We start from the raw sequence: 23,141 nt of genomic DNA, 5'->3' as shown, positions 1-23,141 counted from the left end.
GAGGGGCGCATGCGCAATCGCCCGCACAAAGATGCGGTTGATGTAGCCTAGCCCAGGTTCAACTCCTTGAAGAAGTCGTTGCCCTTGTCGTCGATGATGATGAAGGCGGGGAAGTCCACGACTTCGATGCGCCAGATCGCTTCCATGCCGAGCTCGGGATATTCGAGCACCTCGACCTTCTTGATGCAGTGCTCCGCGAGGTTCGCCGCAGCACCGCCGATCGAGCCGAGATAAAAGCCGCCATACTTCTTGCAGGCCTCGCGCACGGCCGGTGCACGGTTGCCCTTGGCGACCATCACCATGGAGCCGCCGGCGGCCTGGAACTGGTCGACGAAGGAATCCATGCGCCCCGCAGTGGTCGGACCGAATGCGCCGGAGGCGTAGCCGTCGGGCGTCTTGGCCGGGCCGGCGTAGTAGACCGGGTGGTTCTTGAAATAATCCGGCAGCGGCTCGCCCTTCTCCAGCCGCTCGCGCAGCTTGGCGTGGGCGCTGTCGCGCGCGACGATCATGGTGCCCGTCATCGAGACCCGTGTCTTGATCGGGTTCTTGGAGAACGTCGCCAGGATATCCTTCATCGGCTGGTTGAGGTCGATCTTGACCACCTCGCCGCCGAGCGCCTCTTCGACCTGCGGCAGATACTGCGCCGGATTGTGCTCGAGCTCCTCGAGATAGACGCCGTCCTTGGTGATCTTGCCGAGCACCTGGCGGTCGGCCGAGCAGGACACGCCAAGGCCGATGGGGAGCGACGCACCGTGGCGCGGCATGCGGATCACGCGCACGTCGTGGCAGAAATACTTGCCGCCGAACTGCGCGCCGACGCCGAGCGACTGCGTCATCTTGTGGATTTCCTTCTCCATCTCGACGTCACGGAAGGCGTTGCCGTCGGGCGAGCCCTGGGTCGGCAGCGCATCGAGATAGCGGGCGGAAGCGAGCTTCACCGTCTTCATGCAGAGCTCGGCCGAGGTGCCGCCGATCACGATCGCGAGGTGATAAGGCGGGCACGCGGCGGTACCGAGGGTGAGGATTTTTTCCTTCAGGAAGGCAAGCAACCTGTCCTTGGTCAGCACCGAGGGTGTGGCCTGGAACAGGAAGCTCTTGTTGGCGGAGCCGCCGCCCTTCGCCATGAACATGAACTTGTAGGCATCGTCGCCCTCGGCGTAGATCTCGCACTGCGCCGGCATGTTGTTGGCGGTGTTCTTCTCCTCGTACATCGTGAGCGGCGCGACCTGCGAGTAGCGCAGGTTGCGGCGCAGGTAAGCATCGCGCGCGCCTTCCGACAGCGCCGCCTCGTCCTCACCGTCGGTGATGACGTTGCAGCCCTTCTTGCCCATGATGATCGCAGTGCCGGTGTCCTGGCACATCGGCAGCACGCCCCCGGCCGCGATGTTGGCGTTCTTCAGGAAGTCGAGGGCGACGAACTTGTCGTTGGGGCTGGCCTCGCCGTCCTCCAGAATCGCGCGAAGCTGCTTCAGATGGCCGGGCCGCAGATAGTGGTTGATGTCGCCAAAAGCCGCCTCCGACAGCGCCCGCAGCGCCTCGCGCGACACCACCAGCATGTTCTTGCCTAGCACCTTCTCGACCTTGACGCCCTCGGACGAAATCTTCTTGTAGGGCGTCTCGTCCTTGCCCAGCGGGAACAGCGGGGTGTGCTTGTAGGGCGGAACGGGCTTTGACGGGTCGGGAAAGGCGGTGGGAGCGTTCATGGGGTCGAATCCAGGGGTTTTGGAGCCCGCGCGGGCCTCTAAGCGTAGAAGCGTTCTAAGCTCTTTTGCCGCAAATGGAAGGCGTTCTGGCGCGGCCGGGGCATCCCAAATCGGCGACAAGACGGCCCTTTCCGGGTCGACGGCCGCGGCGGTGCGTGGCCATCATTGTCCCCGGGAAGGTCGGGTTGCACCCCTTGCGCTTCGCGCGCGACGACGGTTGAATGCGCGCCCTCAGGGGCTTTTCATCATGCTTTTCAACTTGAACGTCCGCGGCGCGATCCTGGTCGCCGTCGCCATCACCTCACTTGTGGCTCTCGCCTCGCCCGCGCGCGCCGATCGCTGCGACGACAGCGCCAAGGAGCTGGCGAACCAGGTCGAGCGCCTCAAGGTGAATTTCCGCGCCGGCAACATCGTCTACCTGACGCACCCGGCGGCCAAGGAGCTGTCGGTCGGGTGCCGCGGCGATAAATATTCGATCGAGCTCTTCGCCAAGGGCGATCGCAAGCCGACGCCGGAGTTCTTCGCGCTGGTGGGGTCGATGGCGGCGATCGTCTTCACCGTGACCAAGGACGACACCACGACCGGCGCGACGCGCTGCCTGAAGCGGATGGGCCTGTTGCGCGGCGACAAGATCGTCATGCGCTACCGCCGCCTCAACATGGAATGCACCCGCACCAAGACGGACGCCTCCATCGCGATCACGCGCGGCAAGGACGAGTAGGCAACTGCTCTCGCGCTCTTTCCGCGCGCACGCGGGCGCCACCATCGGGACGCCGCTCGCCACACACTTCGTCATTGCGAGCGTAGCGAAGCAATCCAGTCCGTCTCCGCGGAGGCACTCTGGATTGCTTCGCTGCGCTCGCAATGACGGATGAGAGAGCTCGTGTTCCTCGAAACTGCAGAATGAAGGGCGCGAACAAGAGAACACCACCTCCCCAATCCCTCGCATTTTAACGATTGCCTTGAAGGAAATTTCGCTCCTGTCGGGGCAGGTTGAATTGTTTCCATGTGTGAGGATTTGTGGATGAAGGTTTCCACCGTAGCGCCTCCGCCGATCGCGATCGTGGTACCGAACTACGACACGACCAAGCAGCAGGACGACCAGACCAAGACCAAGGACACCGATCCGACCTACAAGCCGCAGCCGCCCGCGCCGCTGCCGCCGGGTCAGGGCACGCGGATCGATCAGCTCGCCTGATCGGCGTTGCGCGAGTTGAAACGCCCGATCCGGTCGATCGGGCTTTTGGCGTGTCCGGCCGCATCTTTGCCGGATAGCGGGACCATGCTGGTGCGCGCTCGAACCTGAGAGCCGCGCATGATCGCCCGCCTCCTGTTGCAGAACGTCACCTTCACCGTCGCGATGGGCGCGCTGCTGTTCGCCTCCGCCGGCACGCTGCATTGGCCGTCGGCCTGGGTGTTCCTCGCTACCTCCGCCTCGCTCGGTCCGCTCTGCGGCTGGTGGCTCTACCGGCTCGATCCGGCATTGCTGGCGGAGCGTCTCCGTCCGGTGATCCAGAAGGAGCAGCCGCCGGCCGACAAGGTTTTCGTCACCGCGCTCATGGCGGCGATGCTGGCCTGGCTGGTCGTGATGGGGCTCGACCGGCGCGCGCTTGCGTCCGACATGCCGGTTGCACTCCAGGTCCTCGGCTTCGTGCTGTTCATGCTCTGCATGCTGTTCACGATGTCAGTGTTCCGCGAGAACTCGTTCGCCGCCCCCGTGGTGAAGCTGCAGGCCGAGCGCGCGCAGCACGTGATCTCGACCGGGCCCTACGCGTATGTGCGCCATCCCATGTATAGCGGCATGATGCTGTTCTTCGCCGGCCTGCCGTTGGCTCTGGGCTCGTGGTGGGGACTTGCGATGGCGCCGCTGTTCCTCGCCTTGTTTGCCGTCCGCATCCGCATCGAGGAGCGCACGCTGCGCGAGGGCCTGCCGGGCTATGTCGATTATGCCGCGCGGGTGCGCTATCGCCTGGTGCCCGGCGTGTGGTGAGGACGCATCACTGCCGCGCACCACGTCGACATCTGCCGGAAAAGCGCCCGCCATCCTCCGATCGACTGACGTCGCCGCGATCGAACCTCGCTAGAGCAGGCCGCATCCACGCAAGCGGAAGACGCGACGATGTTCTGCAAGCCTCCCTGCCCCGACGAGCATGATCCCGCTCCTGCCTCCGGCGATACAAATCATCCATCCGGCCCGCAGCGTTCACAGGCGCCCGGAAGCCGCGACGCATTCGGGCGATTGATCGCGCCCGATACGGCCGGTCCGGAACGGGGGCTGCCGCCAGCCTCCATCCGGACCGGCTAGCGCTATTATTTGACGCGTTTCCTTCATGCGCCCCGGAATCCCCGTCGCGCGAAAACGCTCTAGCCGTCCAATTCCCTGTAACGGCGGAAGATGCCCTGTTCGTTGAAGGCGATGCGGCGCGGGCTGTCGAGATAGGCCTTGATGTTCGGCCGCGCGGCGATGCGGTCGTGCAGGCCGACGAGGCCCGGGATGTCGGTCTCGAACGCCTTCATGCGCTTGGGAAAGGCATAGCGCAGGCCGGCGACAATCTGGAACAGCGAGAGATCGACGTAAGTGAGCCGGCGGCCGGTGACGTAAGCGCCGCCATTGCCGTCAAGAAGCTGCTCGAAATAGCCGAGATATTTCGGCACGCGCTCGTCCCAGAAATCCGCCGTGCGCTTCTTCGCCGGCGCCTTCTGGTCCTCGTAATACATCGACGGCCCGAGCGGATGATGGGTGTCGTGGATCTCGACCACGAAATCGGTGATCGTCAGCTGGAGCTGGTGCACCCAGAGTTTGCCGGCTTCGGTCTTCGGCGCCAGACCGTGACGACTGCCGAGATAGAGCAGGATGTTCGCGGTCTGGCCGATTACGAGCTTGCCGGCCTTCAGGAACGGCGGCGCAAAGGGCGGCGTGCCCTTGTGGGCATCCATCATCTTCATCATCGCGCCGGAGCCGCGCGACCCCCGCGCGACGTCGACATAGGCGGCGCCCGCCTCCTCCAGCGCCAGCCGCACATATTCGCCGCGGCCCTGGATCTCGGGCCAGTAATAGAGCTCGTATTTCATGGGAGCAGTCCGTGAGCGTGAATGCTGCCGGACCAATGTAGCATGCGGCTCAGGGTTCCGTCAGGGTGAGGCGGAACAGCTGCGCCACCGTCATTGCGAGCGCAAGCGACTTGTCCGCCGAAGCCTTGGCGAAGGCGGAAGCAATCCAGAGTCGTTCCGCGGAGATAGTCTGGATTGCTTCGTCGCTTCGCTCCTCGCAATGACGAAGGAGAGAGCTCAGTTCCTCAATTCGACGCGAAGCAGTACAGCAGGCCGTCGCCGCCGGTGCTCTTCAGGTCGGCCTGCGAGCAGCCGCCGTCGGGGCCGCGCGAGGGGTGCGAGCTGTTCCAGGACTTCGACGGCTCGTCGTCGCGCAGGCCCTTACGATCGACATGGCCGACGACGGCTGCGCCTTGCGTGCTCGACGTCCAGTTCTTGCAGGTCTTGTCGTCGCCTGCGGCAAAAGCGGTGCCGTCGGCCTGCGATCCCGTGAGGATGTCGTGCCGGTTCGGCGTGTCGCCGGCGCCGTTGATGACCTCGCCCTTCTCGCTGAGCGCGGTCTGCTTGGTGAGATTGTTGGCCGCGCCGTGCAGGTCGGCGACGTCCTTGGCGATGACGGTGCCCTTGGCGTTCTGCCACGGTCCCTTGCCGATGCGATCCTTTGCGTTGACGGCCGGCTTGCCGTCGGCGGCCTGCGTCGACAGATAGGCGCGCCAGGCCTTGGCGCCGGCACCGGCGGTCTGTGCGAGCTTCTGGCACTGCGCGTCGGCTCCTTCCAGGCCGCCGAGGTCGGCGCCCTTGCCCGGGCCGTTCGAGGTCACGAAGAACGTCATGTCAGCCGACTGCGCGTGCACGGATGGCGCCGCGAGCAAGGCCAGCGCGAGCGCGAGCCCTGAAATCGTCACGGATCTTTCGATACGGATCATCTTGTCCTCCCAGGAGTGTTTTTCGTTCGCCGCCTGACTTCAACCCGGGGCGCGCCCGCTTATTCCGATGCCGCGATGCGGGACGCCCAAAAGAAAAGGGCGCCGTGCCGGAAGCACGACGCCCTGGTTCCTCATCTCGTTCGCGATCAGTTGGTCTGCTGGATCGCCGACAATTCCCAGCCGCCGTTCGGGCGACGGGCGAAGGTCCAGATCTCGGTGGCCTCGCCCGGCTGCTCGCTGCCGGCGACGATCGCGCCGGTATTGCGATCCACCGTCTTGTCGGTGAGCGCGAAGCGCAGCGCCACCGTGGCGTAGTCGGTCTCGCCTTCGCGCCAAGCTTCCGCGAGGTCACCCTGCAGCAGCTTGACGTTGCTGGTCTTGTTGACGACGTTGCGCGCGCGGTTCTGGTTAAGGTCCTGCTCGAAATAGGAAACCATTTCCGGCGTCGCGAGCGTGTGCAGCTTGGCCACGTCCTCGTTCGACCAGGCGGTCTGGATCTCGCCGAGCAGGCGCTCGAACGCCTCGTAGTCGTCAGGCTTGATCTCGAGCGGCGCGTTGTTGGCACCACCGAAGCCGAAGCCGCCGAGGCCACCGCCAAGTCCGCCACCGAGGCCGCTGCGATAGTTCGGCTGCGGTCCCTGGCCGGCGCCGGCGTCAGCATTGGCGTAAGCCGTCTGCGGGGTGTGACGGCGCTGCCACCACGACATCGCGAGGCGAACCACCAGCACCACGAGGGCGATCTGGATGATCAGGCCGATGATCGACGACAGGCCGCCGAGGCCGCCGAACAGGCCGCCACCGAACAGCATGCCGAGCAGGCCTGCGCCGAGGAAGCCGGCCGCAAGGCCGCCCATGAAGCCGCCGGCGCGGCCGAACAGGCCGCCGCGCGCGGGCGCAGCTGCTGCCGAATTCATGCCTGCACCCGGCTGGGTGTAGGTGCGGTTGAACTGCGAGGTCGAGCCCGGCGCGGTCGTGGTCGAGGGCGGCGCCGAATAGGTGCGCGAGCCGCGCGAGCCCGACGACATGCCGCCGCCGACGCGCGCGTCGGCGGACGAGATGGCGAGCGCGGTCGGCAGCGCAAGCGCCAGCACGACGGCCATCGTCTTGAAGAGAGTGCGGGAGCGTTGCGAGAAAGTCATGTGCGTTTCCCATATCCCCGGCATGGGGACGTGTCCCTAAGATGGGCAGACTTCCCGAAAAGTGAAGCCGGTTTCGGAACTTGTAGCTGCGGCCCTCAGTCGCGGGGATGTGGCAAAAGCCCATATTTGACGGGGGTTTGGCCGGGTGCGCCGGGGGAACCAAGGTCGCCGGTTACCGCTGGCTTGCCGGGGTAAATTCCGCGTTTTCCCGACCCCCGTCATGAAAGTCGCGGCTCTCTCCACGTCATTGCGAGGAGCCCTTGCGACGAAGCAATCCAGAGTCTGTCCGCGGGGCATTCTGGATTGCTTCGCGGAGCCTGTCATCGGGCCGCGCTTTGCGCGGACCCGGTGGCTCGCAATGACAGAGAATGCGGAAACGGCGCGCGGCTGCGCGCCCTCACCCCTGCTTCGTCATCGTCTCCTTCACCGCCGCCACGAGCTGGCTGAGCGTGAACGGCTTTGGCAGGAAGTCGAACTGCTGGCCTTCGGGCAGACTCTTCTCGAAGGCGTCCTCGGCATAGCCGGAGACGAAGATGAACTTGATGTCGGGGTTCTGCTCCCGCATCGCCTTCAGCAGCGTCGGGCCGTCCATCTCCGGCATCACGACGTCGGAGACGACGAGGTCGATCGCGCCGCTCTGCTCCTCCAGCATCTCCATGGCCTCGACGCCATTCTCGGCCTCGACCACGGTGTAGCCGCGCGAGCGCAGGCCGCGGGCGTTGAGCGCACGCAGGCCTTCCTCGTCCTCGACGAGAAGGATCGTGCCCTGACCGGTGAGATCGGTGCGCGGCTTGGCTTCTGCCGGCGCGCCGGCAGCCGCTTCCTTCGCGGCACCATTGGTCGCACTGGCGGCGGCCGCGGGCTGCTCGACCTGCGCTTCCTGCTCGGCGTGATGGCGCGGCAGGAAGATGTGGAACGAGGTGCCCTGCCCCGGCTCGGAATCGACGTAGATGAAGCCGCCGGTCTGCTTGACGATGCCGTAGACGGTGGAGAGCCCGAGGCCGGTGCCCTTGCCGACTTCCTTGGTCGAGAAGAACGGCTCGAAGATCTTGTCGCGGATGTCGGCGGGAATGCCGGTGCCGGTGTCGGCGACCTCGATCCGCACATAGTCCGCGGGCGGCATGCCCTTGTAGGCGAGCTTGGCCGCTTCTTCGGCCGTGACGTTGGCGGTGCGGATGATCAGCTTGCCGCCGTCGGGCATGGCGTCGCGCGCGTTGACCGCGAGGTTGACGATGACCTGCTCGAACTGGGAGACGTCGACCTTGACCGGCCAGAGATCGCGGCCGTGGATGGTCTCGTGCTTGACCTTCTCGCCGATCAGGCGGCGCAGCAGCATGGCAAGGTCCGAGAGCGCATCGCCGAGATCGAGCACCTGCGGGCGCAGCGTCTGCCGCCGCGAGAACGCCAGCAGCTGCCGCACCAGCGTGGCGGCGCGCGTCGCGTTCTGCTTGATCTGCATGATGTCCTGGAACGACGGATCGGTCGGCTTGTGCGCGTTCAGCAGGAAGTCGTTCGCCATCATGATGGCGGAGAGCACGTTGTTGAAGTCGTGGGCGATGCCGCCGGCGAGCTGGCCGACCGTCTCCATCTTCTGCGACTGGTTGATCTGGTTCTCCAGCGCGCGCCGCTCGGTGGTCTCGAGCATGTGCACGATGGCGGCTTCCGCCTCGTTCTCGGCCGCATCCACCGGCGTGACGAAGAACTGGCCCCAGCGTTCCTTGGTCCCTTCCAGCGCGACCTCGACCGGCGCGATGTCGGCCTGGCCGTCGGCGGCCTGGTTGATGGCCGCGATCAGGAGATGGCGGTCGCGCGAATTGACGGCGCGGAAGATCGACTTGGAGGCGCTGTCGAGCCCGAGCGCCTGCCCGAGCTTGGCGTAGCGCGCATTGGCGCGCACGACGTTGCCGCCGCGGTCGACGGTCGCGATCGCCATCGGCGTGTGGTCGAAGAAGCGCATGAAGCGCACTTCGGCGGCACGGTCGGGATCGCTGCGCTCGTCGCGGGCGCGGCTGATGACGAGCGTGCGCGAGGGCCCCGGCGCGCCGTCGGCGCCGAAGGCGAGCTTGTGATAGAGCCGCACCGGCATGGTCTTGCCGGTCCGCATCCGCAGGTCGATGTCGAAGACCTCGGTCTTGACCTCGCCCGGCACCGCCACGATCGAGGTCAGCAGCGAGGCGCCGTCGCCGGAGACGATGTCGGTGAGCTTCAGGCCACCCGACCCGATTTCGGCGAGGTCATAGTCGAGCCAATTCGCCAGCGTCGCGTTGACATAAGCGAGCTCCCCGGCCGGATTGACCGAGAAGAAGCCGCATGGCGCATGGTCGAGATATTCGATCGCGTGCTGGAGCTCCTGGAACACGTCTTCCTGGCGCTCGCGGTCGCGGGTGATGTCGGCGATCGACCACACCGCGTATTTGGCCTCGCGCTTTGCCGTGCCGAGCGGGCGCACGCGCATGCGCAGCCAGCGGCCCTGGCTGCCGTCATGGCCGGAGAGGCGCACCTCCTCCTGCTGCCGCTTGCCTTCGCGGGCGGCCTTGAGCAGGCGGAACACGGCCTCGGAGACGTCGGGATTGCCGATGAAGACGCGCTCCACGGGACGCACGTCCTGCGGACCGCCGGCGCCGGTCAGTGTCAGATAGGCCGCATTGGAATAGACCACGTGGCCGCGCGGATCGGTCACGGCGAGGCCATCGAAGGCGTGATCGGAGATGCGGCCGATGATGGGATCGTCGAGATTGCGATCGGCGAAGCGGATGATACCGGCAGCGAAGGCGAACAGGTTGAACAGGCCGACCATCGCCAGCACTGCGAGGATGCCGAGGATGTAGGGCTGCGCCTGCGCGCGGCCGAGCGTCATCAGCCCGACGGCGACCGCAACGAGGCCGGCGGCCACCAGCAGCACCAGCGCAATGCTGCCCGAGCGCGGCGACGGCTCGTGCGCCGCAACGGGCTCGCGTGTGAGGTCGTGGTCGGTCTCAGCGGTCATATCGAGCTGGCGCAGCCTGTTGGCAGAGAATCAACGCGCTGCCGCGCGCGCAGGGCCTTCCCTGCCTCATCAGGACCCGCAGGCGCAAGGGCAGCAGGGTTGAAAGGTACGCTGATTCCCAGTTTACAGCCATTTCCGGTACTTTTCGGGGGTTTTAGCCTCGCCCGGCGCGGAATCCCTGCTTCAGCCGCATGACGTAGCCGATGACCTCGGCGACCGCATGGTAGTGCTCGGTCGGGATTTCCTGGTCGATCTCGACGGTGGCATAGAGCGCACGGGCCAGCGGCACGTTCTCGACGATCGGGATGTCGTGCTCGCGCGCGATCTCCCGGATCTTGAAGGCGAGGTTGTCGACGCCCTTGGCGACGCAGATCGGCGCGGTCATGCCGCGCTCGTAGGACAGCGCCACCGAATAGTGGGTCGGGTTGGTGATGATCACCGAGGCCTTGGGAACCGCCGCCATCATGCGCTTCTTGGCGCGCTGCTGCCGGATTTGCCTGAGCTTGCCCTTGATGTGCGGGTCGCCTTCGGACTGCTTGAACTCTTCCTTGATCTCCTGGAGCGACATTTTCTGCCGCTGGAACCAGCTGCGATACTGGAAGAAGTAGTCGGCGATGGCGATGATCGCGAGCGCCGCGACCACCGCGCCGAGCAGGTGGACGGTCATGCTGGTGCTGGCGCCGAGCATGGCGGCCGGGTCGAGTCTGACCATCGCCTCCATGCGATGCCGCTCCGGCCACAGGATCATGGTCATGACCACGCTGAGCGCGACCAGCTTGCCGATCCCCTTGAGGAAGTTGGCGGCCGCCTGCTTGCCGAAGATTCGCTTGAAGCCGGCGCCGGGCGAGATCTTGCTGAACTTGGGCGTCAGGGATTCGGCCGACCACACCAGGCGGTGCTGGAGCATGTTGCCGGCGATCGCCGCCAGCACCAGCATCAAGAGGGGCACGCCGACCGCCGCGAGCACGGCGAGTTCGATCTGCTGCATCAGCTTGAGCAGGTTCCCGCCGTCCGTCTTGATCATCCAGGAATTGGCGAGCAGGTTGCGCATCGGCGTCACCAGCCCGCTGCCGACCGAGCTCGAGAACGTCGAGACCACCAGCGTGCCGCCGGCGATCATGAACCAGGTGTTGATTTCCTGGCTCTTGGCAACGTCGCCGCGTTCGAGCGCATCGTCGAGACGTTTTTGTGTCGGGTCTTCTGTTTGACTCTCTGGATCGTTGTCTTCCGCCATCGATCCCTCACTTCAGCGGCATCATCTGGTGCATGACACCGATGAAGTAGTCGAGATACGTGCCCATCATCGCGGTGAGCACCACGGCGAGCACCAGGAAGCCTGCGAAGATCGACAGCGGCACGCCGACGAAATAGACCTGCATCTGCGGCATCAGCCGCGCCAGCACGCCGAGCCCGATGTTGAAGACGAGGCCGAACACCAGGAACGGCCCGGAAAGCTGCAGGCCGAGCCGGAACGCGGCGGCAAAGGCGCGCGTCGCCAGCGAAGCGACGTCGCCGCTCGACACCGTCTCGCCCGGCGAGAAGATCGTATAGCTGTCGTTCAGCGCCGCGATCACCAGATGATGGCTGTCGGTGGCGAACAGCAGCGTCACCCCGAGCATGGTCAGGAAGTTGCCGACCAGCACGCCCTGCTGCCCCTGGGTCGGATCGACCGAGGTGACGAAGCCGAGCCCCATCTGCTGTGCGATCACGGAGCCCGCGACCTGCAGCGCCGACAGCGTCACGCGCGCGGTCGCGCCCAGCACGATGCCGATGGCGATCTCGTGCAGCATCAGCACCAGCAGCGGCGCCAGCGAGCCCATGTCGACCTGGTAGGCGTTGCGATGCAGCGGCAGGATGATCAGCGTGAGCAGCAGCGCGATCGACAGCTTGATCCGCGTCGGGATGTTGGTCTCGCCCAGGCCGGGCAGCAGCATCACCATCGCACCGACCCGGGCGAAGGCGAGCATGAAGGCAGCGGCGAGCGCCGGCAGCAGCGAGACGTCGATGCGCATAGCACCCGCATTGTGCCTCAGCCGCCGATGATTCGCGACGAGATCCGCAGCATGTGGGCGTGGAGCGAATCGGCCATGAACGGTAGCGCCAATAGCATCGTGGCGAAGATGGCGAGGATCTTCGGCACGTAGATCAGCGTCTGCTCCTGGATCTGCGTCAGCGCCTGGAACAGCGACACGATGACGCCGACCACGAGGCCGACCACCATCAGCGGCGAGGACACGATCACGATGGTCCAGATCGCATCGCGGGCGACGTCGAGGGTCTCGGGTCCGGTCATTTTCGAATTCTCACTTCCAGTAATTTGCGTCATTCCGGGGCTCGTGAAGCGAGAACCCGGAATCTCGAACTTCCGGGTTCGGTGCTTCGCACCGCCCCGGAAAGACAGGACCAATCAGATCGGCATCTTCATGATGTCTTCATACGCCGCGATCACGCGGTCGCGGACCGAGACCAGCGTAGACACCGCGACGTCGGTGTCGGCGACCGCCGTCACCACGTCCATCACGTTGGCCTTGCCGGAGGCCATCGCCACCGTCTGCGCATCGGATTTGCGGCCGGATTCCATGACGCTGCCGACGGCGTCTTTCAGCAGCGAGGCAAATGACTGCCCGCCTGCTTCACTGCCCTTGCCGGCGCTACCTGCGCCGGTGTTGTCCAGCACGCGGGCGAGGCTCGCATAAGCATTGGCGGCGACTGACGGTGATGCCATGGCTCAAATGTCCTGTTCAGCTCTTGAGGATGTCGAGCGTGCGCTGGATCATCCGGCGCGTCGCACTGATGATGTTGAGATTGGCCTCGTAGGACCGCTGCGCATCGCGCATGTCGGTCATCTCGACCACCGAGTTCACGTTGGGATATTTGACGTTGCCGGTGGCATCCGCCGCCGGATTGTTCGGCTCGTATCTGACGCGGAAGGCGGACTGGTCGGGCTTGATCCTGCCGAGGGTGACGACCTGCGCGTCGAGCGTGCGGTCGAGCGCGGAGGAGAAGGTCGGAACCTTGCGCCGGTAGGGATCGCCGCCGGCGGACTGCGCGGTCGAGTCGGCATTCGCGATGTTTTCGGAGATCACCCGCATGCGCCCGGCCTGCGCGCGCAGGCCGGAGGTTGCGATCGCCATGGAACGGGCAAAGTCGCTGCTGTCGTTCGCCATCATCTGCCTCCGTTAGCCCTGCTGTCTTGGGATCACGACCTAGCCCTTGCCGATCGCGGTCTTGAGCAGATGCAGGCTCTTGGAATAGAGCGAGGTCGCCGCCGCGTAGTCCATCTGGTTGCTGGCGGCCTTCATCATCTCCTCCTCGAGATTGACGGCATTGCCCGCGGGGCGGGTCTCGAAGCCGGCATTCTTGTTCTGGTCGAACCCGGAGGCCGCCCCTGTCGGCTTCATGTGGGAGGCGCTGGTGACCGCCATCGCCAGGGGGCCCATCGAGCCCGTGACCGCGCCTGACTTGTCGAGCTTCGGCTCCACCAGGTCGCGCGGCCGGAATTTGGGCGTATCGGAGTTGGAGACGTTCTCGGACAGGACGCGCTGGCGCTCCTGATGCCACTGCATCTTGGTGCGAAGCGCGGACAGCACCGGGAGGTCGTTGATGGACATCGTTGCGGCTCTCCTTGCCCGTCGGACCTGTGTCCGAAGCTAGGCAGAATTTGCCGCCTGTATGGTTAACAGGTGGTTAAGGATACCGCAGAGACCTGTCCCCGAGCGGGACACGATCTTGCGATACCGTGATTCTACGCGTCCAAAAGTGGCATTAACCCAACCGCTTGGCGGCACATGCACAGGCCAAGAAGTCGTTTTGGATCGAGCGATTCATGGGTTATTAAGAGTTGGGGACGGCAAAACTTGCCGTGGAACGTTAAGAGATCTCAATTTGGGGCATCGTATGCCGGTGGTTGGCGCAGCTGACCGCGGGCACGAAATCAGCGCCATTTGTCGGGGACAAGTATGCAAGGCAGCCCTATCACCTTCATCGTCGCGTTCATCGTCGTTCTGGCGTTGATCGGCGTCGCTGCATGGCTGGTTCGCCGATTCGCCGGCAACCGGATCGGCGCCAACACCCAGCGCGGCCGGATGCCCCGCCTCGCGGTGATCGATGCCGCCGCGGTTGATGGCCGGCGCCGCCTGGTGCTGGTCCGGCGCGACAATGTCGAGCATCTGCTGATGATCGGCGGCCCGACCGACATCGTCGTCGAGCCCAATATCGTGCGTGCCGCGCCCGGCCGCGACCAGCTTCCGCAGCGTCCCAACGCGGCCGAGCCGCCGCGGCTCGCCCCGATGCCGGATGCCGGCGGCTGGGCCGACGAAGCGCCGCGCCCCGAACTGCTCGACCATCCCGAGCCGCAAATGCCCGAGCCGCCGCCGCGGCCCGCGCGCCCGTCCTTCGCCGATGAAGTGCGCAGGCCCGCGCCCGCGCTGGCCGAACGCCGCAGCGAGCCGCCGACTTTCCCGCCGGAACCGATGGCGCCGCGTGCCGAGCGCGAGCCACGGCCCGAGCCGCTGCCGCCGCGCATTGCCCGCAACGAGCCGCCGCTGATGCCGCGTCCGCCGCGCCAGAGCGAGCCGGTGAAGGTCCCGCCGGTGCGCGCCGAACGCGCAGCCGCACCGCCGCCGCCTCCGCCCGTGCCGCAGGCGCCCCCCGTTCCGCCGCCGGCGCCCGCTCCGGCAGCGCCGTCCAGCGCCGAGCAGAACCTCGCCGAGATGGCGCAGCGGCTGGAAGCTGCGCTGCGCCGCCCGGCCGGTGACGTCGCGCCTCCGGTGGCACCGGAACCGCCGTCCGCTCCCCCGCGCGCTGCGCGAAGCGAGCCGCCGGCGCCCCCGGCCGCTCCGCCGGCAAAGCCTGCCGCGGAGAAGACCAGCTTTGAAAATCTCGAAGACGAGATGGCCTCGCTGCTCGGCCGTCCGAAGCCGTCTTCGTGAGGCTGCCGGCCCTCCCGCGTAGAGTTCTTTTCCTTTCTGTCCTGGCCGGCGCGGCTTCGCTCGCAACCCTTGCGCATGCGCAGGACATCAGCATCAACCTCGGTGGCGGCGGCGCCGGCGGTGGCGGCGTCACCGAGCGCGCGATCCAGCTGATCGCGCTGCTCACGGTGCTGTCGATCGCACCGTCGATCCTGATCATGATGACCTCGTTCACGCGCATCGTGGTGGTGCTGTCGCTGCTGCGTACCGCGATGGGCACCGCGACCGCGCCGCCGAACTCGGTGATCATCGCGCTCGCAATGTTCCTCACCTTCTTCGTGATGGGACCGGTGCTGCAGAAGTCCTACGACGAGGGCATCCGTCCGCTCGTCGCCAATCAGATCAGCGTCGAGGACGCGCTCCAGCGCGCCTCCGTCCCCTTGCGCGGCTTCATGCAGAAGAACGTCCGCGAGAAGGATCTCAAGCTGTTCCTCGACCTCTCCGGCGAGCCGCCCCCGGCCACCCCCGACGACCTCGCACTGCGCATTCTCGTCCCCGCCTTCATGATCTCCGAGCTGAAGCGCGCCTTCGAGATCGGCTTCCTGCTGTTCCTGCCCTTCCTGATCATCGACCTCGTCGTCGCCTCGGTGCTGATGTCGATGGGCATGATGATGCTGCCGCCGGCAACCATCTCGCTGCCGTTCAAGCTGATCTTCTTCGTGCTGGTGGACGGCTGGTCGCTGGTGGCGGGGAGTCTGGTGCAGAGTTACGGGGGCGGATGAGCTCGGGGCGAAGTCAGCGCCGCATCCTCTCGCCATCAGCGATAGCCTCCCGCCCTCCCCCCGTCATTGCGAGGAGCCCTTGCGACGAAGCAATCCAGACTGCCCCCGCGGAAAGACTCTGGATTGCTTCGCTGCGCTCGCAATGACGGCATGTGTGGCAGAGGGTCGGGCCGCGCTGCGCGCGGAACGTACCTCCCCTACCCCTCCACGTCGTACTGCTTGCTGAGATGGTCGCCGATCTGCACCAGCATGGCGACGCTTTCGGGAAAGCCGGGCTTGTCGCGCGTCGCCTGATCGGCGTCGGCGCGGAACTCCCAGCTGTCGCCGTCGCGAACGATGGAGATGCCGAAGCCGTCGGGCCCGTCGACATGGGCCTTCAGTTCGGCCCGCGCCATGGCGATGAGTTCGGCTTCGGTCTTGGCAGGCTTGCTCATTTCGTCCCTCTCCCGGCATGAAGATACCGCAGGTTGCCGCGTGGCGCGGCGCCTGTCGAGGGGGCCAGAGGTAGCAAGGTTCCTAGCGCGTCATCTTGATCTGGCGCACGACCGGGATCGTGGGCAGGGAGCCGGTGTGGTCGCTCTCGTCCTTGGCCTGGGGCGAAGCCGGCGCGCGGGCGGTGGCGTCCGGGAAGCGCTGCTTCATCTCGCGCAGGAAGCCGTCGAGGGTGTCGACGCTGGCGGCGAGTTTGGCGATTTCGGCGAACTCGGCGCTGGAGGCGGCCGCCGGCTTGCTGGCGATGTCGAAGGCGAGACGGTCGGCGCTCTCGCTCATCAGCGGCGCGTATTTCTCGCGGAAGCGCGACAGGCCGATCGAGTCGTCGGCGAGCGCGTAGCCGACCGCTGCGCGGATGATGTCGCTCTTCTCCACCGCGTTGAGCGGCTTGAAGTCGCGGAACCGCTCGCCGTAATACAGCTCGATCTGCTCGGCGGACTCGCGCCAGCGTCGCGCCGCCCAGAAGATGTCGGAGCGCAGGCGGAGCACCTCGCGCCCGGAGACGTTGGAGACGATGTCGAGCGCGAGGTCGTGGCGACCGACGTCGCTCTGCGCGCGGGCCTCCAGCAGCAGGCGCTGCTGCCTGAGCTCGCCGGAGAGATCGCTGATCCGGCTCGCGCGCAGCGCCGAGATCGCCTTGTCGGGCCTGCGATTGGCGAGATAGATCATCGACAGGCGCGCCGCGACCTGGGCGCGGGCGGCGCCTTCGAGGCGGTGGTCGACCTGGTATTGCAGGAGCTCGGCGGCCTGATCGAGCAGGTCGATCGAGGCGAGACGGTCGGCGAGACGGCGGATCAGCTCGTCGCCGCGGCGGCCGATCGGCGTCAGTTCGCGGAACTCGTAGAACATGCCGAGCGCTTCGACCACCGGCAGCTCGTCGCCCTTCGGCCCCAGGAAGATCTGCGTGAACAGCTCGGAGGCGAGGTCCTGCGCCTGGCGCGAGGCTTCGGCGTTCGGCTGCAGCCTCGTCGCGGTGCGCGCCGCGGTGAGCGCGTCGCGGTAGCGCCCGTTCTCGGCATAGAGCTGCGACAGCATCTGCAGCGTCTTGACCTCGATCGAGTCGCCGCGCCAGGTCATCGACAGCGTCTCGAGCTCGCGCAGCGCGTCCTCCTTGCCGATCTCGTCGCGCTTCTGGCGCAGCGCCACCTCGAGCTGCTTGGCTTCGGCGGCAGCCAGACGGTCGTTCGAGCCGACCGCGAATTTGTAGTCGTCGAGCGCATCCTTGTCGTGGCCGAGCGCTTCGGCGAGCCGGCCGCGCAACACCGCAAAGCCGGGCGCGGCCTCCGGCGAGACGCCGACGACCTCGAGCTCGCTGCGGCGCTTGGAGGCGCCGGCATAGTCCTTCACTTCCAGCGAGGAGCGCATCGCGTCCATCGTCACGATACGCTGGATATCGAGCGGCAGCGAGGCGATGGCGAATTCGACGTTCTTGAACTTCTCGCGCGCATCCGCCCATTTGCCCTGGCGCGCATAAGCGAGCGCCTTCCAGAGCTGGGAATCGTGACTGTTGCCGATCACGGGATTGGCGAGGTCCTTCAGGCCCTGTGCCGGCCGGCCGATCAGGATGCTCGCGATCGCGTGCATGATCAGGGCGCCGCTCTCTTCCTTGTTAAGCGGATCGGCCAGCATCAACTCGGTGACGGCTTTGGCTTCGTGATACATCGCGCGCGACATGTAGAATTGCGCGAGGTCGAGCCGCGGCAGCGAACGCATCGCCGGATCGACCGCGGAGATCGCCATCACGAGATCGGTCTGCCGCGTCCAGAAATTCTCCGACTGCCCCTTGCGCCAGCCTTCGGGGCTGAAGATCGGGCGCACCGCGGTCGGCGCGCGCTCGGCCGAGATGTCGACCGGCGACAGCGTCAGCCCGCCCTTCTTGCCGAGAATGACCTTGTCGGATCCGACCTCGACGCCGACCTCGTCCGAGTTCGGCCGGATGGCGATGCCGTGCGCGGATTCCAGCAGCGAGAGATCGACGAGATCCTGCCGCTTGATGAAGCCGCGCACCGGCCGCTGCCCCGTGACGACGTAGAGCGTGTCGCCGGCGTCGGGATCGGTCAGCTTGTGCAGCTGGCCCGGATTGGCGAAGGGGATCGCGATGTTGGCGAGCGCGGGATCGGTGATATTGCGCGACATCATCAGCGGAAGCGGCGTCGCCTGGATCTTGTCGGCGAGCGTCAGCAGCCAGTTGTTTTCCTTGCCGACCTCCTCGCTCGTCAGCGAGTAGACCAGCGGCCGGGTGAGACGGATGCGCACCGCCTGCCCCTTGTCGAGCGGCATGCGTCCGACCTCGCCGATCATCGCGCCGCCCTTGGTGCGGATCGCCTCGACGTCGATCGGCTTCGGCGTATCGAACACCAGCCAGATGGTATCGCCGCGGCGGAACGCCGCCGCAGGGGTTGAAACCTGAAGCGGGAACGTGACCCGCAGGCCATCGCTGTCGCGGCGCGCATCGACGCTGGCGATCGAAGGCTGCGGCGCCGGCGTCTCGGCCGGCGCGGCCTTGACGGCTTCCTTGACCGGCTCCTTCGCAGCTTCCTTCACGGCCTCCTTGGGCGCCTCGGCCGTTGCAGGCTTGAGGGGTGCGGCCGGAGCTTCAGCCGCAGGCGCGGGCTTGGGAGCTTCCTTCGGCGGTTCCACAACTTGCGGAGCTTCGGCAGTCACCGCGGGTGCCGGTTTCGGCGCTTCGACGACCGGCATCGCTGCAGGAGCTTCCGGCTTGGCCTCAGGCTTCACGTCGATCTTGGCCTCGCGCGCAATCGCCTCCGAGGTCGGCGGCGGGATCTCGCGATGCGCATCCTTCGGCTTCTCGGCCGCGGGCTTTTCCGGCGCAGGCGCCGGTCCGTGGCCCGCGGGCTTGGCCTGCGCGATCACGGACTCGGCCGTCGCGGCCATCTTGCCCTTGTCCGGCTGGAAGGAGACGTCGACGACGTAGTTCTTGTCGTCGCGGAAGGAGTGCACGTCGGAATCGCCGATCAACGCGATCTCGACGCTGGTCTGGTCGATGTCGGCCTTCTGCTTGATCGAGGCGACGTTCGGCGGCGCGGCGACGACGGCGTCCGCCAGGTCGAAATTGAGGTTGGCGTTGAACATCAGCGTGAGCTTCTGCTCATTGAGCACGGAGGACACGCCGACGCCGTCGGGCATCTCGAACACGAAGCGCACGAAGGTCGGCTGCATCGAGGCCCGGACGCGGATCTGCGGACGCTTCTTGGTCTCGGCGGTCGCGCGCTGGGCGCGCAAGGCGCGTTCGGCGAGCCGCGCCCGCTCGGCGAGTTCCTTGACCACGTCCATCGGCAGGCTCGGCGGCGGCCCCTTCCAGCCCTCCGGCAGGAGGTCGACGAAGGTGCGCTCGCCGGCATTCATCGTGTTGACGGTGACGCGCCGCGCCAGCGACAGGCGGATGGCGCCGCCGTCGGGGTCGCGGCGGGCGGAGTTGACGTAGTCGGGCGCGCCTTCGGGGACGCGGTCGACGGGAACGTCGACCGGCCGGTCGAAGCGGATGATCAGGATGGAGCCGGCCGTCGTCACCTCGGAGGGAACGTCCTCGCCGAGCTTGATCACGAGACGGGCAAAACCGCCGCCGGCCGAGAAGCTCGCCTCGCCCCTGACGGCATCGGCGGAACGAGCCGGCGCCGTGAGGCCGGTCAGCAGGCAGGCGGCGAGCAGCGGCGCCACGCGGACATGACGCGACAGCCCGAACGCCACAGCGCGGGCTCGCGACCACAATCCATCGGCAGCGTTCTGCGCCATTGGCGGCATGTCTTCCGGTTCGACGGTCCACGCCGGCATTGGTGCCGGCCCCTGCCCTCGACTGTAGGTTTTGGCAATTAAGGACTTCTTAAGTATGAGCCCTCAATTCGGCTTTTGCGTCGGCTTGCCGTCGATCTTGGGCAGGTCGCCGGCCGCGGCGGACTGATCGCCGCCGCCATTGGCACGGCGGGCCATCTCGACCGTCAGCCGCTCGGCGGCCTCCGGCGACATCAGGCCGAGGATGTCCGACATCTTGCGCGGCGCGATCGCCGAGGCGATCTCGATCAGGACGCCCATCTCGAGCCGGTCGAACACCCGCGCGGCGTCCTTCGGCTTCATGCCCTCATACATGGTGACGAGGCCCTTCATGCGCTGGGCTTCGGCGGCCTTCTGCTCGGCCTGGGTCGCGGAGATGCGGGTTTCCACCGCCTTCATCTCCTCGACCTTGTTCTCGATGCGCTTCTCGGCCGATTTGAGCAGGCTCTCGCGGATGTCGATCTCGCGCTGGCGGGCCTCGATCTCCTGGCGGCGCGCCTGCAGGCGCTCGAGGATCGCGCGCTCCGACGCCGAGACCTGCGGCTGGCCTTCCTCGATCTTGACCACGGTGCCTTCGGGCTTGGTCTCGGGCGCGGCGGGCTTCGGTGCCTCCTTCGGCGCGCCATGGGTCGAGCCGGTGATGTCGGGGTCCTCGCGGCCGGTCGGGAAGTTCAAATTCTCCTGCGCCCAGGACTTCCTGGTCTGGTTCGGCTTGTAGTCGAAGACATAGCCGCCATTGATCGCGAGGCCCGCAACCTTGAGCGTGGCAAGACCTGCGACGGCGACCAGGACGACCGGAATGACGCGGATGTTACGAAAGGACTTCATACCCTGACTTCATGCGGCAAGGCCGTTGGATCGGCGACGCTCGGAGAAGGCTTCGGCTGCAGCCGCCACCGCCTTGGCCGACGAGGGTTTTGCTGCGGGCACGGTGGCCGTTTCCGGGGCCGTCACGGGGCGCGCGGCGATCGCGATCTTGGACAGGCGCCGCACCACGTTGTCGGCTTCGCCGAGCTGCTTGTAGAGCTGGTCCGACATCTGGGTCGCCGCCGCGAGCTGGCTGCCGAGATTCTCGTTGACGTCGCGCACGGCGAGCTTCAGGCCGCCGATCGCGCGCTCGGCGATCTCGGTCGCGGTGATCAGCTCGGCGATCACGGCTTTCAGCGAATGCTCGTCAGCCTTCAGCCGGGTCAGCCGCTTGTTCAGCAGGATACAGTAGCCGATGGTGAGCATTAGCAGGATAGCCACCAGCGTTTCGATTGCCATTCCAAGGGAGTGGTTCATGGGGCCTCCATCATCTTGTTCTGCTCGTCCACCTTCTCGAACATCGCAAGTGTCGTACTTGGCTTGCGCAAGGGTTTCGTCACGCGGATCGCGACGCGGTCGCCGACCCGGCCCATCCGCCCCTCGGTCAGGGTGACGTCGCCGCAGCGCACGGTCACGGCGGCATCCGCGCGCATCTCGAGCGGCAGGGTGTCACCGACCTTGAGCCGCATCAGCTGCTTGAGCGGGATGTCGGCCTCGTAGAGCACGGCATCGACGGCGATCTCGGCCTGCACGATCTCGGTGGCGAAATGGCCTTCCCAGATCTGGTCACGGCCGAACTTTTCGCCCATGAACATCTGGAGCAGGACGCCCCGGATCGGTTCGATGGTCGCGTAGGGCAGCAGGAGCTCGATATTGCCGCCGCGGTCTTCCATGTCGATGCGCAGGCGCACCAGAATCGCGGCATTGGCGGGGCGGCTGATCGCGGCGAAACGCGGATTGGTCTCGAGCCGGTCGATCGTGAAAGTCACCGGCGACAGCGGCCGGAACGCCTGCTCGGCGTCGGCCAGCACCACCTCGACGAGGCGCTTGACCAGCTCGGTCTCGATCGTGGTGTAGGGCCGGCCCTCGATGCGGAGCTGGCTGGTGCCGCGACGGCCCCCGAGCAGCACGTCGATCATCGAGTAGATCAGGTTGGAATCAACCGTCGCCATGCCGAAGTTTTCCCACTCCTCGGCCTTGAATACCGAGAGCACGGCCGGCAGCGGGATCGAGTTCATGTAGTCGCCGAAGCGCACCGAGGTGATGCGGTCGAGCGAGACTTCGACGTTGTCCGAGGTGAAATTGCGCAAGGAGGTCGTCAACAGCCGCACCAGGCGGTCGAAGACGATTTCGAGCATCGGCAGGCGCTCGTAGGAGACCATCGCCGAATCGATGATCGCGCGGATGCCGCTGTGGTCGTCGAGCGTGACGTCGCCGACGGTGAAGCCGAGGAGATTGTCGATCTCCTCCTGCGACAGCACCCGTTCGCCGGAATTCTTGCCGGAGCCGAGATCGCGGCTGCCGTCCTCGACCATGGCCGCCCATTGCAGGGCCATGGTCTCCGATAGTTCGTTTTCGGCAGCGGCCTTCGCCGCCTCCGCGGGATCCTCGGAATCGAGCGACGCCTCCCATTGGGCGGCAATCGCATCCTGGTCCATTTGCTCGTTGCCGGCCATGACGCTAGCCCGTTGCCTTCCGCCGCATCGTCACTGGATCACGACTTCCTTGAACAGCACCGCGCTGACCTGGATCGGCGAGACCGCGGCGTTGACGCGCTTGGTCAGCTCCTCCTTGAGGCGGAAGATGCCGGCGGAGCCGTTGAGGTCGGAGGAGCGCAGCTCGCGCACATAAGTCTGGAAGATGTCGGTGACGCGCGGCATGGTCGGCTTGATCGCCTCGATCTGCTTCTCTTCCTTCAGCTCCAGCACGATCTTCAGCTTCAGATATTGCACGCGCTCGCCCGGCGCGCCGGCGAGGTTGACCATGATGTCGGGCACGTCGACGAAGGCCGGCGGCTTCGGCGGGGGCGCCGCCTCGGCATGGTGCTCGTCGTCGCCGTGACGGAAGAAGAAGAACCAGGTCGCCGCACCGCCGCCGAGGACGGCGAGCAGGCCGACGGCCATGATGATGAGCTTGAGCTTGTTCTTCGGGGGAGCGGCTTCCGCGCCATCAGTGGCTGCGCCGCCTTCCGCTTCATTCTCTGCCATGGGTCGCTCAGGCTCGCTCATCTCTTAAAGGTGTCGAAAGAGCGAAGCCCCCTGGCAGACAGTGACGCGATACAAATGTCCCAGCGCAATGCGCTCCTCTTGCACGCAAACGCTACGGTAATAATGGTTAACGGAATCTTTCGATTGGGCCCCAGCTAGGAAAAATCTGCCGGGCAAACATGGCTAACAGAACCTTTCTGCCGCCCTCTCGCGCGCCCGAAAAATCGACAATCCATTGAAACTACACATCTTTCCGAGTTGGCACGGCTTTCGCTGAGAAAGGACCGAGACCGCAGGGTTTGGGAGAACCCGACAGTCTCGTTCACGGGGTCGGCCAAGGCGCTTGGGA

At 66.1% G+C, this 23,141-nt stretch carries 22 protein-coding genes; 5 read left to right on the top strand and 17 right to left on the bottom strand.

The window, feature by feature from the left end:
- Window positions 1–47 precede the first annotated feature (47 nt).
- A complete protein-coding gene (locus tag JQ617_RS00210) occupies window positions 48–1,703 on the bottom strand; it encodes a fumarate hydratase (RefSeq protein ID WP_212023554.1) in 1,656 nt (551 codons plus the stop codon).
- Window positions 1,704–1,950: 247 nt separating this feature from the next.
- On the opposite strand from JQ617_RS00210, the gene JQ617_RS00205 reads away from it, so the two are divergent.
- The 3 genes from JQ617_RS00205 (at window position 1,951) to JQ617_RS00195 (ending at window position 3,693) form a co-directional block, all read left to right on the top strand.
- Window positions 1,951–2,424, top strand: coding sequence for a hypothetical protein (locus JQ617_RS00205; protein WP_212023553.1), 474 nt, complete (start codon window positions 1,951–1,953; stop codon window positions 2,422–2,424).
- Window positions 2,425–2,727: 303 nt separating this feature from the next.
- Window positions 2,728–2,901 carry a hypothetical protein gene (locus tag JQ617_RS00200; protein ID WP_212023552.1) on the top strand — a complete coding sequence of 58 codons (174 nt, stop codon included), beginning with the start codon at window positions 2,728–2,730 and terminating at the stop codon, window positions 2,899–2,901.
- A gap of 117 nt (window positions 2,902–3,018) precedes the next feature.
- Window positions 3,019–3,693 (top strand): methyltransferase family protein, encoded by a 675-nt coding sequence (locus tag JQ617_RS00195; protein WP_212023551.1) that lies wholly within the window; start codon window positions 3,019–3,021, stop codon window positions 3,691–3,693.
- Window positions 3,694–4,067: 374 nt separating this feature from the next.
- Here JQ617_RS00195 and JQ617_RS00190 read toward each other — a convergent pair whose 3' ends face one another.
- The 10 genes from JQ617_RS00190 to flgB all read right to left on the bottom strand — a co-directional run bounded on the left by JQ617_RS00190 (window position 4,068) and on the right by flgB (window position 13,416).
- On the bottom strand, window positions 4,068–4,775 hold the full coding sequence (locus JQ617_RS00190) for a glutathione S-transferase (RefSeq protein ID WP_212023550.1): 708 nt from the start codon (window positions 4,773–4,775) through the stop codon (window positions 4,068–4,070).
- A 224-nt stretch (window positions 4,776–4,999) separates the two neighbouring features.
- Complete coding sequence (locus JQ617_RS00185; RefSeq protein ID WP_212023549.1) at window positions 5,000–5,680, bottom strand: lectin; 681 nt, start codon at window positions 5,678–5,680, stop codon at window positions 5,000–5,002.
- Between the two features lie 146 nt (window positions 5,681–5,826).
- On the bottom strand, window positions 5,827–6,843 hold the full coding sequence (locus tag JQ617_RS00180) for a Tim44 domain-containing protein (RefSeq protein WP_212023548.1): 1,017 nt from the start codon (window positions 6,841–6,843) through the stop codon (window positions 5,827–5,829).
- 373 nt (window positions 6,844–7,216) lie between these two features.
- A complete protein-coding gene (gene cckA / locus JQ617_RS00175; RefSeq protein ID WP_212023547.1) occupies window positions 7,217–9,805 on the bottom strand; it encodes a cell cycle histidine kinase CckA in 2,589 nt (862 codons plus the stop codon).
- Window positions 9,806–9,959: 154 nt separating this feature from the next.
- The gene (gene flhB, locus JQ617_RS00170) at window positions 9,960–11,039 is read right to left on the bottom strand and encodes a flagellar biosynthesis protein FlhB (protein ID WP_212023546.1); all 1,080 of its coding nucleotides are present in this window, start codon (window positions 11,037–11,039) and stop codon (window positions 9,960–9,962) included.
- 7 nt (window positions 11,040–11,046) lie between these two features.
- A complete protein-coding gene (gene fliR / locus JQ617_RS00165) occupies window positions 11,047–11,817 on the bottom strand; it encodes a flagellar biosynthetic protein FliR (protein ID WP_063682368.1) in 771 nt (256 codons plus the stop codon).
- Window positions 11,818–11,834: 17 nt separating this feature from the next.
- Entirely contained in the window at window positions 11,835–12,098 is a 264-nt protein-coding gene (gene fliQ / locus JQ617_RS00160; protein ID WP_011088555.1) for a flagellar biosynthesis protein FliQ, read from the bottom strand.
- A 114-nt stretch (window positions 12,099–12,212) separates the two neighbouring features.
- Complete coding sequence (gene fliE / locus JQ617_RS00155) at window positions 12,213–12,530, bottom strand: flagellar hook-basal body complex protein FliE (protein ID WP_212023545.1); 318 nt, start codon at window positions 12,528–12,530, stop codon at window positions 12,213–12,215.
- A gap of 16 nt (window positions 12,531–12,546) precedes the next feature.
- Window positions 12,547–12,972, bottom strand: coding sequence for a flagellar basal body rod protein FlgC (flgC, locus tag JQ617_RS00150; RefSeq protein WP_063684712.1), 426 nt, complete (start codon window positions 12,970–12,972; stop codon window positions 12,547–12,549).
- 39 nt (window positions 12,973–13,011) lie between these two features.
- Window positions 13,012–13,416 carry a flagellar basal body rod protein FlgB gene (gene flgB, locus JQ617_RS00145; RefSeq protein ID WP_212023544.1) on the bottom strand — a complete coding sequence of 135 codons (405 nt, stop codon included), beginning with the start codon at window positions 13,414–13,416 and terminating at the stop codon, window positions 13,012–13,014.
- 348 nt (window positions 13,417–13,764) lie between these two features.
- Between flgB and JQ617_RS00140 the strand changes: the two genes are divergently transcribed.
- Both JQ617_RS00140 and fliP read left to right on the top strand, forming a co-directional pair.
- On the top strand, window positions 13,765–14,736 hold the full coding sequence (locus JQ617_RS00140) for a flagellar biosynthetic protein FliO (protein ID WP_212023543.1): 972 nt from the start codon (window positions 13,765–13,767) through the stop codon (window positions 14,734–14,736).
- A complete protein-coding gene (gene fliP, locus JQ617_RS00135) occupies window positions 14,733–15,497 on the top strand; it encodes a flagellar type III secretion system pore protein FliP (RefSeq protein WP_063682364.1) in 765 nt (254 codons plus the stop codon). The genes JQ617_RS00140 and fliP overlap by 4 nt, the downstream gene beginning before the upstream one ends.
- 197 nt (window positions 15,498–15,694) lie before the next feature.
- On the opposite strand, the gene JQ617_RS00130 is transcribed toward fliP, so the two are convergent.
- The 6 genes from JQ617_RS00130 to fliL form a co-directional block, all read right to left on the bottom strand.
- Window positions 15,695–15,931, bottom strand: coding sequence for a hypothetical protein (locus JQ617_RS00130; protein WP_212023542.1), 237 nt, complete (start codon window positions 15,929–15,931; stop codon window positions 15,695–15,697).
- 82 nt (window positions 15,932–16,013) lie between these two features.
- On the bottom strand, window positions 16,014–19,781 hold the full coding sequence (locus tag JQ617_RS00125) for a tetratricopeptide repeat protein (RefSeq protein WP_249156565.1): 3,768 nt from the start codon (window positions 19,779–19,781) through the stop codon (window positions 16,014–16,016).
- A gap of 63 nt (window positions 19,782–19,844) precedes the next feature.
- Window positions 19,845–20,606, bottom strand: a complete 762-nt coding sequence (locus JQ617_RS00120; protein WP_212023541.1) for a MotE family protein — start codon at window positions 20,604–20,606, stop codon at window positions 19,845–19,847.
- A 9-nt stretch (window positions 20,607–20,615) separates the two neighbouring features.
- Window positions 20,616–21,062, bottom strand: coding sequence for a DUF6468 domain-containing protein (locus JQ617_RS00115; protein ID WP_212023540.1), 447 nt, complete (start codon window positions 21,060–21,062; stop codon window positions 20,616–20,618).
- On the bottom strand, window positions 21,059–22,261 hold the full coding sequence (fliM, locus tag JQ617_RS00110) for a flagellar motor switch protein FliM (protein ID WP_063682360.1): 1,203 nt from the start codon (window positions 22,259–22,261) through the stop codon (window positions 21,059–21,061). Before fliM ends, JQ617_RS00115 begins: the two co-directional genes overlap by 4 nt.
- Before the next feature lie 30 nt (window positions 22,262–22,291).
- Window positions 22,292–22,792 (bottom strand): flagellar basal body-associated protein FliL, encoded by a 501-nt coding sequence (fliL, locus tag JQ617_RS00105; RefSeq protein ID WP_063682359.1) that lies wholly within the window; start codon window positions 22,790–22,792, stop codon window positions 22,292–22,294.
- Window positions 22,793–23,141 lie beyond the last annotated feature (349 nt).

The organism is Bradyrhizobium sp. KB893862 SZCCT0404, from assembly GCF_018130885.1.
Classification (GTDB): Bacteria; Pseudomonadota; Alphaproteobacteria; order Rhizobiales; family Xanthobacteraceae; genus Bradyrhizobium; species Bradyrhizobium stylosanthis.
This window is presented reverse-complemented; position numbering and strand designations above follow the sequence as displayed.